Source organism: Paenibacillus sp. FSL H7-0918, assembly GCF_038007025.1.
GTDB classification, from domain to species: Bacteria; Bacillota; Bacilli; order Paenibacillales; family Paenibacillaceae; genus Paenibacillus_AQ; species Paenibacillus_AQ odorifer.
The window spans coordinates 2311354-2323663 of sequence record NZ_JBBOWJ010000001.1 but is presented as its reverse complement, the minus strand read 5'-3'; the positions used below and the strand labels follow the sequence as shown (position 1 = coordinate 2323663).

Here is a 12310-nt window from a genome sequence, read left to right as displayed (position 1 = left end):
ATTGAGAGATGAACACGATTCTAGTGGCGGATGATGATTCTCATATCCGTAGATTAATACGATTATATCTTGAAAAAAACCAATTTTCCGTAGTGGAAGCAGCAGACGGTCAAGAGGCATTAGACATTCTAGCGCATACAAAGATCGATTTGGTGATTGTAGATGTGATGATGCCAAATGTAGATGGTATTGAATTGACCGAAGATATCCGATCTTATATCGATATTCCAATTCTGATGGTTACAGCTAGAGGAGAATCTAAGGACAAAGTCAGAGGATTTAATGCCGGATCAGATGATTATTTAGTCAAACCGTTTGATCCCATTGAATTGGTCCTGAGGGTAAAATCACTATTAAAAAGATATCATTTAACCTCCTCGAGTGTGATTCAACTAGGCGCAGTGATGATTGATCTGGGGAATTTGAACGTTGTTACGGCTCAGAGAACGGTGGAGTTGAAGAAAAAGGAATGTGAGTTGTTATTTGCTCTGGCGGGTTCGCCAGGGCAAATATTCACGCGTTCTCAGCTCATAGAAAATATTTGGGGTGTCGATTATGAAGGCGACGAGCGTACGGTAGATGTGCATATCAAACGTCTGAGAGAAAGACTTGAATCGATTCCCGAGCTAATTATTTCTACGGTAAGAGGACTTGGATACCGTCTGGAGTTGGCCTAAATGTTAAAAAAAAGCCTGCGTCTGCGTATTGTCATTACGTTCATTGGGATTGTGATCGTCAGCTTAATGATCTCTTTTTTGCTAAATGTACGGTTTTCCGAAAATAATGTGACCCCAAACCATATCTTCATTAGAGTAGCTGGGGACGTAGCCAAAGTGCTTACCCTAATCGATGATCCGGAAAAAGCACAGGCATTTACTAAACTGCTCAATAAATATGGGGTCGATATTGCGAAAGTGAGAGTGAATGAGTGGAGTGATGCTGTTTTTTCAGTGGATAAGGAGAAGGTTGCCGCTCTATTTAAGCCAGATTCCACAGACGCAGTGATGCTTAATGATAAGTCTGGTGTTGCTATTGTTGGCATTCCCATCGTAGATAAGGAGAAAGCTGCGCTCATCATTAAAATTGATTTTTCGTCGAGCTTGATCACATTCAGACGCAACGTGTTTTTTACACTTCTAACGGTTTTAGTCATTGGAAGTTTACTGATTCTCTTGATGTCCGGATTCATTGTTAAGCCTATCAAACGTCTGACGGAAGCAGCTAAAAAAATGGCATCAGGCGATTTATCTGTGCGCTTGACGCATAAAAATCAAGATGAGTTCGGGGAACTGATGGAAAGCTTTAATCATATGGCTAGTGAGCTGCAAAAGATAGATTCAGTTCGTGATGATTTTGTCAGCAATGTCTCCCATGAAATGCAGTCTCCACTTACGTCCATTAGAGGGTTTACTAGAGCGCTGCAAGATGGTGTCGTTCCAGTAGAAGAGCAAAAAGAACATCTGGATATTATTTATCAGGAAACGCTGCGCTTATCCCGCCTAAGTGACAATCTGCTTAGATTAGCCTCGCTTGATTCAGAACATCATCCGGTTAATCTCACCACTTTTCAGCTGGATGAACAGTTAAGAAGAGCGATCGTTCTGGCGGAGCCACAATGGGTACAGAAAAACATTCAGATAGAATTGGATTTATTACCCTGCCAAATTACGGTGGATAAAGATTTGTTTGATCAAGTCTGGCAAAACCTAATTAATAATGCTATAAAATATACAAGCCAAGAGGGTATCATTCATGTCGAAATCGAGCGTTCTATAGCGTTTGTGAAGGTTTCTATTAAAGATTCTGGTCAAGGCATACCAGAGGCAGCATTGCCCCGCATTTTTGATCGTTTTTATATGGTGGATAAAGCGCGGAGCAGCGTTCATAAAGGGAATGGACTTGGATTATCCATTGTTTTAAAAATTCTAAAAATGCATGATTGTAAAATAGAAGTGGAGAGCAAGGTTGGGGAAGGAACCCAGTTTATCGTCTGGATCCCTGTCTCTCAACCCTATGAATAGTTAACGGGCTGAAGCTTAAGGCAAACGCTGAGGGGGAAGATGATGATGCTAGAGCGAAAATCTATCTATCTACGCGAACTGAAGTTTACGGACTGGCAAGATGTACATGCCTATTGTTCACAAGAACGTGTATGCCGTTTTCAAGCTTGGGGTCCAAATACTGCTGATCAGACCCTTTCATTTGTGAACCAAGCAATAGAAGACTCTCAAAAAGTTCCCAGAACTCGGTTCGCGCAAGCCATAGTTGCAGTAGGAACTGAACATTTGATCGGCATGATTGAATTAAATATTAGAAGCCATACGGACAGAAGCGGCGAAATCGGCTATATTGTCCATCCTGATGCCTGGGGACAGGGAGTCGCTACAGCAGCGGCCAGACGAATGTTGAAATTTGGCTTTGAAGAACTGCAACTACATCGAATATATGCGACCTGTGACCCTAGAAATAGCGGATCATCCAAGGTACTCACCAAGATAGGTATGACTTATGAGGGAAGATTAAGAGATGCTTTGCTTATTAAAGATGGATGGCGGGATTCTTTGATGTTCAGTATGTTGGAGCATGAGTGGACGGTAGCCCGCTAAAAATTAACTCTTGCTTCCCAATGGTAAGTTTACTAGAATATAAGTATTAGCTTATATACTTTCAAGAGGAGGAGAGAAGGAATGCAGACACTAACGGAAATTGCTGAAGACTTGAAGCTGTTCGGAGATAAGACCCGATTGGCAATGCTTTCTCTTCTGAAAGAGCGGGAATGGTGCGTGTGTGAATTCGTTGATATCTTTGACATTTCCCAGCCGGCGATTAGCCAGCATTTACGGAAATTGAAAAGTAGAGGAATCGTTAGGGAAAGCAAGCGGGGACAGTGGGTACATTATTCGTTAAATGTCGAGGATAAACCACATCTTAAGGCTGTTCTTCAACAGATGCCTAGTACCAAATCGATATTGGCTGAACTGAATAAAGAGGCTAAAGAGCCATGCTGCGACTAAATTTCAGGTAAGGATTTTTTTGATTTATATATAATCATATAGTTATATAATGATGTTGGATTGAAGTCACATGCTTATATAGGAGTGTTGAAAAAGATGTGGATTTGCAGTAAAAGGGGGATGGCACTTTGGCTATTGTAGCTATCCTTATATTTTTAGTAACTTTAATCCTTGTAATCTGGCAGCCCCGTAATTTATCAATTGGATGGTCAGCCTGCGGTGGCGCGAGCATAGCTTTGCTAGCTGGGGTAGTCAGCTTTAATGATGTTCTGGATGTAACGCAGATCGTGTGGAATGCTACTTTAGCGTTTGTGGCTATTATTCTGATTTCTTTAATTCTGGATCGAATCGGATTTTTTGAATGGGCTGCTTTACATATGGCGCGGGCTGCCCGCGGGAATGGCAGACGAATGTTTGTGTATGTTATCGTTCTTGGTGCGTTAGTGTCTGCATTTTTTGCGAATGATGGAGCGGCTCTGATTCTTACGCCTATTGTGCTTGCGATGGTAAGGGCGTTGCATTTTGATGAGAAAAAAGTATTTCCGTTTATTATCGCCAGCGGTTTTATTGCCGATACCACCTCATTGCCGCTCGTGGTCAGCAATCTGGTCAATATCGTATCAGCGGATTTTTTCGGGATTACGTTTATGGAGTATGCAGGCAAGATGATTATACCTACGCTGTTCTCACTTGTGGCGAGCATCGTAGTGCTCTATTTCTTTTTTCGAAAAAGTATTCCCAAGCACTTTAACGATTCACAGCTAAAAGATCCGCATGAGGCGATTAAAGACAAAAAAATGTTCCAGCTGTCATGGATTGTATTGGCTGTTCTTTTGGTAGGGTATTTTGTCAGCGAATTTTTGGGTATTCCGGTATCTGTGGTTGCGGGGATCATAGCTATTTTGTTCCTGCTTCTCGCGAGAAGAAGCCCTTACGTCAAGGTGAAAGAAGTGATTACCGGAGCGCCTTGGGCGATTGTGTTCTTTTCTATCGGAATGTATGTCGTAGTATATGGACTTCGAAATGTTGGGCTGACGGATTTACTTGCTAAGATGATTGGGTCTATTGCTGATCAGGGCTTATTTGCCGCAACGATGGGTATGGGCTTCATAGCTGCATTGATCTCATCGCTGATGAATAATCTGCCTACCGTTCTGATTGACGCGCTTGCCATTGATGCGACGCATACCACTGGAATCATTAGAGAGGCTTTAATATATGCGAATGTTATAGGCTCGGACTTAGGACCGAAGATCACTCCGATTGGCTCACTCGCCACACTGCTGTGGCTACATGTACTTTCGGCTAAAGGCGTGAAGATTTCTTGGGGAACGTATTTTAAGACAGGTATTATTTTAACCATTCCAACGTTATTTATTACGCTTTTAGGTCTTTATATGTGGTTGTTGATTAACTAATTTGGACAGGGGAAGATCAAGATGAACAAGAGAACGATTTATTTTTTATGTACAGGGAATTCCTGCAGAAGTCAGATGGCTGAAGGCTGGGCTAAGCAATATCTAGGAGAAGAATGGAGTGTGTACAGTGCAGGTATTGAAGCTCACGGTCTAAATCCAAAAGCTGTACAAGCGATGAGCGAAGTAGGCATAGATATTTCCGGCCAGACTTCGGATATTATTGATGCTAATCTGCTGAACAATGCCGATCTGGTCATTACCTTATGCGGAGATGCTGCGGATAAATGTCCAATGACCCCTCCGCAGGTCAAACGGGAACACTGGGGCTTCGATGATCCGGCAAAAGCGCAAGGGAGTGATGAAGAGAAGTGGGCAGTGTTCCAGCATGTGCGTGACCAGATTGGTGAAAGAATCAAACAATTTGCGGAGACGGGTGAATAAGCAAAGGGAGAAAGTAACCTATTCTTTTAACTTAGGGTATTTCACCACTGGCCATTTCACTTTCCGTAAGGCATTGATCACTTCGGGCCCAACGTTCAAATTACTTTGAACCAATTCATGGGGAGTGAGAGCCATCCATTGGTTCAGAGAGACGTCGGCAAAACGGTCACTTTTGAACATTTCGAGGAACCACAACGATTCTTCTCCTGTATTCTGAATATAATGTCCAAATGCAAAAGGAACATACCCAACATCGCCAGCCCTGTAATTAAAGGTACGTGCTGCACCGTTTCCGGCAAACACAGTCATCCGTCCTTTTCCGGTAAGATAATATTGCCACTCATCGTTGTTGGGGTGCCAGTGGAGCTCTCTCATTCCTCCAGGTTCAATCTCTACCAGTGCAGCAGCCACGGTCTTGGAGACCGGAAAGTTGCTGGAGTCAACGATTCTGACGCTCCCGCCAGGAGTCTTCAATGGAGGCTGTGCCAACAGCGAATGTTTGAAGCTCTGTGGAATTTCTCCATACGGCGATTGCACCTTTTGGCTTTGTAATGAGCCGGGAACTTGATCCTGATAAATATAGACTTGTTCAGTGGGGATGGAGTCAAAGGCCTCGGCAGGTATTCCAAAGTTAGCTGAAAGTACCTCTTTAGGCGTATGGGCGAACCAATCGGAAATAGACAAGGTATTCAGATCAGAGAAGCTTCCGTCGTCGAAGACAAGGAGAAATTCACAGCCTTCTTCAAGACCTTGTATAGAGTGAGGAATACCCGGCGGAAAATACCATAGATCACCAGGTCCTACATCTGCTATAAAGTTCCGTCCATTCTGATCCACAGCAGTAATCCGAGCGCGGCCTAACAGCATATAAGACCATTCCGCTTGCTGATGCCAGTGAAGCTCTCGTACTCCACCGGGGGTCAGGCTCATATTCACACCTGCCAGTGTAGTTGCGATAGGGAGTTCTCTGACGGTTACTTCTCTGGACCAGCCACCATGATTAAGCTGCATATGCGCATCAGAGAAAGAAAATTTCAAATTGGGAACCAGGCCCGCATCAGTCACCGGAGGAACGAACATATCCGGATTCTCAAGATCCCGCATAACATCGCGGGGTCCTTTATCTAATCCCCCTGTGCCATCGCTTCGGATGGGCTGGGGGATGTTTGTTTTGTTTGCCGAATCCTGTCCAGCAGAAGTCATAAGAGGTTCTCCTTTCTTGTTCCTTAAGAGTTCAATGAAAATATATGCGGAATGCTGTCTTTTATGATGGATAGCAGAAGTGGTACAAGTTGACATGTGTAGGGTCATCATTGATTATTACTAATAGAGGCTAAGGTTCTAGATGAACTGGAGAGGGGTTTGTGATGATTCACATCAAGGAGTCCTTACAACGATTAGGGAAAATAAAAGCTTACGTAATAGGTCTATTAGTGATTATGTTCGCCGCGGGATCTGCGGTTACACCTACATCGGTGTCGGCAGCTGTCCAGTTAGGGACACAGGTAATGCCACTGTCATACGGGGGATATTACGTGCTTTTTCCAGGTAAACTCGCCCCTTATTTCAAAGCAGGTAAATTAATGGTGCCGATTCGAGCCTTCTCCAATGCGATTGGCGCAGATTTGCTCTATGACGCTCTGAGCAAGAGTATTACTGTTTCACTGCTGGACCGATCGGTAGGAAATATTAAAGCAGGGCAGCTAGAGGCAGATTTTAATGGGGAGACCGTAGATTCATTAGGCGTTGCTCCAGAGATAAAGGATGGCACTCTGTTTGTTCCGGCGTCCCCCATTTTAGAAGGGCTTAAGTCTTTTCGCTGGGAAGTGCAATTTAATAATGTGAATAAATTAACCCTTGGTATTGGAGCCAGAAAAGGGGAGGAATGGGTGAAGCCTGAGGCAGATCGTGCGCTTGCTCCTTATCCACTCGAAACGACAGCACATCCGTATCCGTTATATCCTACTATGCTAACGCAGGCTCAATCCGGGAAAGAATATAGATTGACCTTAGGCGTGCAAAATACCTCCGGATTCATCATCCCTAAAGGAAATGCGGAATTAGAGCTGGTGAGTGTGGACAGTAAAGGGAATTCTTTTTATCAAACGTTGAAAGGACCTGATTCCTCAACCTCCAAGACGGCATTATTATCATTTTCCGTTAACATACCAACAGAGGCTGAATACGTCATTTTCAGGTCACGCACCTTGAGAGCGCAATAAGGCAATTGCTATAGATTATTCAAACAAGCTAGACAGAGAGCGGGTAAAGAAACAGATGACAGGGAACAAAGAGCAGCAATATCGCTTCAGCGAAGCACCGATTTGGGAATTGCAACGAACATATTATGAAGAGCAGGGATTAAAGGCTTGGAATAATGATCAGGTCCCGCAGTACATCACGAGTAACCCTATGATTGCGACAGCATACGCAGAGATGATCTTTGGATTTCTGCAAGACCGGGCTGGACAAGGGCATCTCTCAGAGACCGTTACGATTCTAGAACTTGGAGCGGGAGCAGGCCGGTTAGCCTTCCATGTGCTTAAAAAGTTATGTGAAATCGTAGACTACGCAGATATTCCTCTTCCTCCTTTTCGTTATGTGATGAGTGATTTGCCTTCCAAAAACATATCCAGCTGGCAGCAGCACCCGAGCCTACTTCCTTACGTAGAGCAGGGTATTTTGGACTTCGCTCGTTTTGATGCTGTGCAGGATGTAGAACTACATTTAGTACACGCTAAGCTCAGCATTCGGCCGGGTGATTTACAGCAGCCATTGGTGATTGTGGCAAATTATTTTTTTGACAGCATTCCGCAAGAATTAATTTATGTGGATGAAGGAAAAATATATGAATGTGAGGTTTCGATCCAGTATTCGGCGGAAGTTGATCCGGATAACCCCTCCGATGCGCTCGGCAAAATCATCCCGCAGTACCATTATAGGCGTGCGGCTAGTTATGAAGAGGAGACTTATCCCTATCATGACGTTATAGCGCTTTATCAGCAGAAGCTGGAGGATTCACATATACTCTTTCCGGTGGTGGGGCTTACTTGTCTGGAGCGGCTTGCGCGGCTCTCTACAGAGGGATTCGTGCTGCTTACAGCGGATAAGGGAGACCATCGCTTAGAGAACTGGGAATTTGCAGAACCTCCATTGCTGATTCATCACGGAAGCTTCTCTTTGACCGCGAATTATCATGCGATAGAGCATGTGCTGAAACAAAAAGGGGCGCATTCAATATTCACCAGTCATCACTATAAAAACCTGAACATCGGCTGTATTCTTATGCTACCAACACCGCTGAGCTATACAAACACTCGGCTGGGTTACAAGCGGTTTATAGAACGTTTTGGCCCGGATGATTTCTTTAGTATGAAGGAATGGATGGATCAGCAATTAGATACGATGGGGCTGCAGCAAATTTTGGCCTTTTGGCGTTTGGGTGGGTATGATGCTGAATGGTTTATCCATAGCGCTGAACAGATTTCGGAGCTGCTGCCGGGTGCCAGTGATGAAGAAATGCTGGATCTACAGCGAGGTATACAGTTGATGTGGACGGGCTATTATCCGATGGAACAGAGTTATGATCTGTCGCTAGATGCGGGGTTGCTGCTGTATGAAATGGATAAATTCGCGGAAGCATTGGGTTACTTAGAACGCTCCATGCATGCGAGTACGGAAGAACCATTGGCATCAGTGCTGTATAGCATGGCAATCTGTAACTATGAGCTAGGAGCTGAAGCTGCTGCATTGGAATACGCGCGTAGAGCTTTGGCTGCAGAGCCTGACAATGAAGTAGTATTGGAGCTCCTAACGGCGCTTAGCGGGGAATAAGCACATTTACATAGGGTTATCTTTTTGGTATCCTATACAAAATAATCAAACGCGATGACGAGAAGAGTACATGAAATCATTCCTTCACAGAGAGCCCTGGATGATGAGAACAGGGTAAGGGAGATTTTATCGAAACAAGCCTCTGAGCGGCATATCGGAACCGGACTAAGGGGATGGTATGACGGGAGCTCCTGTTATAGAGCTAGAGTATAAGCACTGCGCAAGATGTTTTGCCGTACTTGATGAGATTAATATGGCGACATATTAATGAACCTGGGGTGGTACCGCGAGAATTTCGTCCCCAAGACCATAAGTCTTGGAGGTGAGGTTCTTTTTATTTTGCAGATTAAGCAGGCGGATATCACTTATAAACAGGAGGTAACACCAATGAACGAGGAACCGGAAGTATTAGCAGAGAGTTACATCGACAGATTGATTCAAGAAGAGCTGGAAGCAGGGACTTACAGTAGAGATATTTGCACGAGATTTCCACCGGAGCCTAACGGGTATCTGCACATTGGCAGTGCGTATGCTATTCATACGAACTATACGACTGCGAAAAAGTATGGCGGGAAGTTCCATTTGCGCTTTGATGACACCAATCCTTTAAAAGAGGATCTGGAGTATGTAAATGCCATCATCGAAGATATTCAATGGATGGGCTATCCACCGGACTATATTTTTTATGGATCAGACTATTCTGAGAAAATATACAATAGCGCAGTTACGTTAATCCGAAAAGGAAAGGCGTATGTCTGTGATTTATCACCTGAAGAGGTGACAGCCTATAGAGGGACGCTTACGGAGCCGGGAAAAAACAGCCCGTTCCGGGAGCGTTCTGTGGAAGAGAATTTGCGGTTATTTACGGAGATGAAAGCTGGAGATTATCCAACGGGAGCCAGAGTGTTGCGGGCTAAAATAGATATGAGCTCACCTAATATCAACTTACGTGATCCGGTGATTTACAGAATCATTCATGCGGAGCATTATAGAACGGGTAACGAATGGTGTATCTATCCGATGTATGATTTTGCCCATCCTATACAAGATGTTATCGAAGGGATTACGTATTCCTTATGCTCGATTGAATTTAAGGATCATCGGCCGCTCTATGAGTGGGTATTGAAGGAGCTGGATATCCCTGAGGCTCCTAAGCAAAGAGAGTTTGGACGGGTGAACATCACCGGAGTTGTGACGAGTAAACGGTATATCAGACAGCTGGTTACAGGCCATTATGTGGATGGCTGGGATGACCCGAGACTTCCTACGCTTCGCGGTTTACGCAGAAGAGGTTTTACGCCGGAGAGTATCCGGAATTTTGTGAAGGAAATTGGCTTTGTCAGAAATAGCACCATTGTGGATATTGCCATGTTAGAGCATGCGCTTAGACAAGATTTGAAGGCAAAGGTTCCAAGTGTGATGGCTGTTCTTAAGCCTTTAAAAGTGGTCATTACTAATTATCCTGAAGATCATAACGAAGGGCTGACGATTGAGAATAACAGTGAAGATAAGTCACTTGGAGAAAGAGAGGTTCCTTTTTCACGAACCCTTTATATTGAACAAGAAGATTTCATGGAGGAGCCGCCAAAAGGGTATCACAGGCTGACTATGGGGAACGAAGTAAGGCTGAAGGGTGCTTATTTCATAAAGTGCAATGAAGTAATCAAGGATGAAGTTACCGGAGAAATCCTAGAGCTTCGCTGCACCTATGATCCGAGAACGAAGAGCGGAAGCGGGTTTAATGAACGGAAGGTTAAGGCAACCATTCACTGGGTATCGGCAGACCAGGCTATCAAGGCTGATGTTCATCTATATGAGCGTCTGCTGAAAGATAACGACGGTCCTAAAGAAGACGGTGAGCGCTGGGACGCGTATCTTAATCCAGATTCCTTAACGGTCCTGAAGGATTGTTTGCTGGAGCCATCGATGGGCAACGCAAGACCAGAGGATAAGTTTCAATTGATCCGGCATGGATTTTTCTGCGTGGATAAGAAGTATACCACGGCAGATAAGCTGGTGCTGAACCGGATAGTACCGCTGAAGGACACATGGAAGAAAAATTCATAAGCAGCTTAAGCTGGGCGAAGATCGGGTAATTCCTGATCATCGTCCAGCTTTTTTTGTGCCTAGTCGTTGGTGAACAAGCAAATGAAAATTCCATATGAAACATGTTTACATTTTTCAGAAATAAGCATATACTTTAAATATAAGTTGCACAGGGGAAACTTTCGTGTATATAGACAACTTTTTCAGGGCAAGAGGAGGAATTGAAATGCTCGAACAAACTTTAGTAGAACAACCACATATAAAGCAACATAAGAACTCGATTTCAGCACAAGCCGTACTTAACGGGGAGATCAAAGGGATTAAACGATTACTTCCTTTTCTAGGCCCAGCTTTTATCGCTGCTGTTGCTTATCTGGATCCAGGTAATTTTGCCACCAATATTACGGCGGGCTCCAAATATGGATATCTCTTATTGTGGGTGATCGTGGCCTCTAATCTAATGGCTGTGCTAATCCAAGCGTTATCCGCCAAGCTGGGGATTGCGACAGGCAAGAACTTGCCTGAGATCGCCCATGATCGTTTTCCGAAGAGTGTATCGATCTTCTTATGGATTCAAAGTGAGCTAGTGATTATAGCTACGGATCTGGCAGAGTTTATCGGGGCGGCATTAGGACTATATCTCTTATTTGATATTCCGATGCTGCCAGCAGCACTGATTACTGCGGTGGGCTCATTTGCTATCTTAGAGCTGCAACGCCGGGGATATCGCTCCTTAGAGGCAGGGATTGCCGCGATGATCCTTATAGTCGTATTAGCCTTCGCTTTTCAAGTTATTGTAGCTAAACCGGATATGGGAGCAGTTGCCGTAGGCATGTTTACACCTAAGTTTGAAGGGGTGGACAGCATCCTATTGGCCGCAGGAATTCTAGGTGCAACCGTGATGCCACATGCGATTTACCTGCATTCATCACTTACACAGAACCGTATCGTCGGGGTGAATGAATCGGAGAAAAAACAGATTTTCAAATTGGAATTTATAGATATTATTATTGCGATGATTATCGCAGGTGCAGTAAATCTGGCTATGGTTATTGTCTCCGCGGCATTGTTTTTCAAAAATGGTCTCGTGGTTGAGGATCTGGATGTCGCGTTTCAACAATTTGGTCACTTAGCTGGGCCAGTAACGGCGATCTCGTTTGGGTTGGGACTACTCATTGCGGGACTGTCGAGTTCCTCCGTAGGGACTATGGCTGGCGATGTGGTTATGCAAGGCTTCATCAACAAAAGAATTAACCTGTACTTGCGCCGTGCGATTACCATCATTCCGCCACTAGCGATCATTGGTTTTGGTGTGAATCCAACCAAAGCACTCGTGATCAGTCAGGTGATCCTGTCCTTTGGGATTGCGTTCGCGTTGATTCCGCTGGTTGTGTTTACAAGCAATCGCCAGATTATGGGCGGGTTAGTGAATCGCAAAATGACAGCCACTCTGGGCTGGATTATCTCCGGTCTGGTTGTATCGTTGAACTTGTTCTTGGTCTATCAAATGCTCGTATAAGGAAGCAGTCAAAAGAGCCCGACCCACAGATCTCCTCA

The 12310-nt window shown here is 44.4% G+C and carries 11 protein-coding genes and 1 other annotated feature; of the genes, 10 read left to right on the top strand and 1 reads right to left on the bottom strand.

Going from position 1 to position 12310, the window contains the following annotated elements; genetic code table 11:
* Positions 1 to 8: 8 nt before the first annotated feature.
* The 6 genes from MHI15_RS10460 to arsC all read left to right on the top strand — a co-directional run bounded on the left by MHI15_RS10460 (position 9) and on the right by arsC (position 4873).
* Complete coding sequence (locus MHI15_RS10460; RefSeq protein WP_076128780.1) at positions 9 to 677, top strand: response regulator transcription factor; 669 nt, start codon at positions 9 to 11, stop codon at positions 675 to 677.
* Positions 678 to 2021 carry a sensor histidine kinase gene (locus tag MHI15_RS10455; RefSeq protein WP_312151013.1) on the top strand — a complete coding sequence of 448 codons (1344 nt, stop codon included), beginning with the start codon at positions 678 to 680 and terminating at the stop codon, positions 2019 to 2021.
* Positions 2022 to 2063: 42 nt separating this feature from the next.
* On the top strand, positions 2064 to 2606 hold the full coding sequence (locus tag MHI15_RS10450; RefSeq protein ID WP_341164394.1) for a GNAT family N-acetyltransferase: 543 nt from the start codon (positions 2064 to 2066) through the stop codon (positions 2604 to 2606).
* An 81-nt stretch (positions 2607 to 2687) separates the two neighbouring features.
* On the top strand, positions 2688 to 3014 hold the full coding sequence (locus MHI15_RS10445; RefSeq protein ID WP_036680319.1) for an ArsR/SmtB family transcription factor: 327 nt from the start codon (positions 2688 to 2690) through the stop codon (positions 3012 to 3014).
* 128 nt (positions 3015 to 3142) lie between these two features.
* Complete coding sequence (locus MHI15_RS10440) at positions 3143 to 4432, top strand: arsenic transporter (RefSeq protein ID WP_312151011.1); 1290 nt, start codon at positions 3143 to 3145, stop codon at positions 4430 to 4432.
* 21 nt (positions 4433 to 4453) lie between these two features.
* Positions 4454 to 4873, top strand: a complete 420-nt coding sequence (arsC, locus tag MHI15_RS10435) for an arsenate reductase (thioredoxin) (protein ID WP_076280270.1) — start codon at positions 4454 to 4456, stop codon at positions 4871 to 4873.
* Between the two features lie 18 nt (positions 4874 to 4891).
* Here arsC and MHI15_RS10430 read toward each other — a convergent pair whose 3' ends face one another.
* Positions 4892 to 6076 carry an oxalate decarboxylase family bicupin gene (locus MHI15_RS10430; RefSeq protein WP_076128773.1) on the bottom strand — a complete coding sequence of 395 codons (1185 nt, stop codon included), beginning with the start codon at positions 6074 to 6076 and terminating at the stop codon, positions 4892 to 4894.
* A 164-nt stretch (positions 6077 to 6240) separates the two neighbouring features.
* On the opposite strand from MHI15_RS10430, the gene MHI15_RS10425 reads away from it, so the two are divergent.
* The 4 genes from MHI15_RS10425 (at position 6241) to MHI15_RS10410 (ending at position 12272) form a co-directional block, all read left to right on the top strand.
* The gene (locus tag MHI15_RS10425) at positions 6241 to 7095 is read left to right on the top strand and encodes a copper amine oxidase N-terminal domain-containing protein (RefSeq protein ID WP_076193634.1); all 855 of its coding nucleotides are present in this window, start codon (positions 6241 to 6243) and stop codon (positions 7093 to 7095) included.
* Between the two features lie 55 nt (positions 7096 to 7150).
* Positions 7151 to 8707 (top strand): SAM-dependent methyltransferase, encoded by a 1557-nt coding sequence (locus tag MHI15_RS10420; RefSeq protein WP_340011397.1) that lies wholly within the window; start codon positions 7151 to 7153, stop codon positions 8705 to 8707.
* Positions 8708 to 8752: 45 nt separating this feature from the next.
* Positions 8753 to 9013 (top strand) — a binding site (T-box leader).
* Between the two features lie 81 nt (positions 9014 to 9094).
* Positions 9095 to 10774, top strand: a complete 1680-nt coding sequence (locus MHI15_RS10415; protein ID WP_341164393.1) for a glutamine--tRNA ligase/YqeY domain fusion protein — start codon at positions 9095 to 9097, stop codon at positions 10772 to 10774.
* Positions 10775 to 10979: 205 nt separating this feature from the next.
* Positions 10980 to 12272, top strand: a complete 1293-nt coding sequence (locus tag MHI15_RS10410; protein ID WP_076219332.1) for an Nramp family divalent metal transporter — start codon at positions 10980 to 10982, stop codon at positions 12270 to 12272.
* Positions 12273 to 12310 lie beyond the last annotated feature (38 nt).

Excerpts from the sequence above, each read along its gene's own strand:
- MHI15_RS10460 (WP_076128780.1), top strand. The coding sequence starts at position 9 with ATGAACACGATTCTAGTGGCGGATGATGATTCTCATATCCGTAGATTA.
- MHI15_RS10455 (WP_312151013.1), top strand. The coding sequence starts at position 678 with ATGTTAAAAAAAAGCCTGCGTCTGCGTATTGTCATTACGTTCATTGGG.
- MHI15_RS10450 (WP_341164394.1), top strand. The coding sequence starts at position 2,064 with ATGATGCTAGAGCGAAAATCTATCTATCTACGCGAACTGAAGTTTACG.
- MHI15_RS10445 (WP_036680319.1), top strand. The coding sequence starts at position 2,688 with ATGCAGACACTAACGGAAATTGCTGAAGACTTGAAGCTGTTCGGAGAT.
- arsC (WP_076280270.1), top strand. The coding sequence starts at position 4,454 with ATGAACAAGAGAACGATTTATTTTTTATGTACAGGGAATTCCTGCAGA.
- MHI15_RS10430 (WP_076128773.1), bottom strand. The coding sequence starts at position 6,076 with ATGACTTCTGCTGGACAGGATTCGGCAAACAAAACAAACATCCCCCAG.
- MHI15_RS10425 (WP_076193634.1), top strand. The coding sequence starts at position 6,241 with ATGATTCACATCAAGGAGTCCTTACAACGATTAGGGAAAATAAAAGCT.
- MHI15_RS10420 (WP_340011397.1), top strand. The coding sequence starts at position 7,151 with ATGACAGGGAACAAAGAGCAGCAATATCGCTTCAGCGAAGCACCGATT.
- MHI15_RS10415 (WP_341164393.1), top strand. The coding sequence starts at position 9,095 with ATGAACGAGGAACCGGAAGTATTAGCAGAGAGTTACATCGACAGATTG.
- MHI15_RS10410 (WP_076219332.1), top strand. The coding sequence starts at position 10,980 with ATGCTCGAACAAACTTTAGTAGAACAACCACATATAAAGCAACATAAG.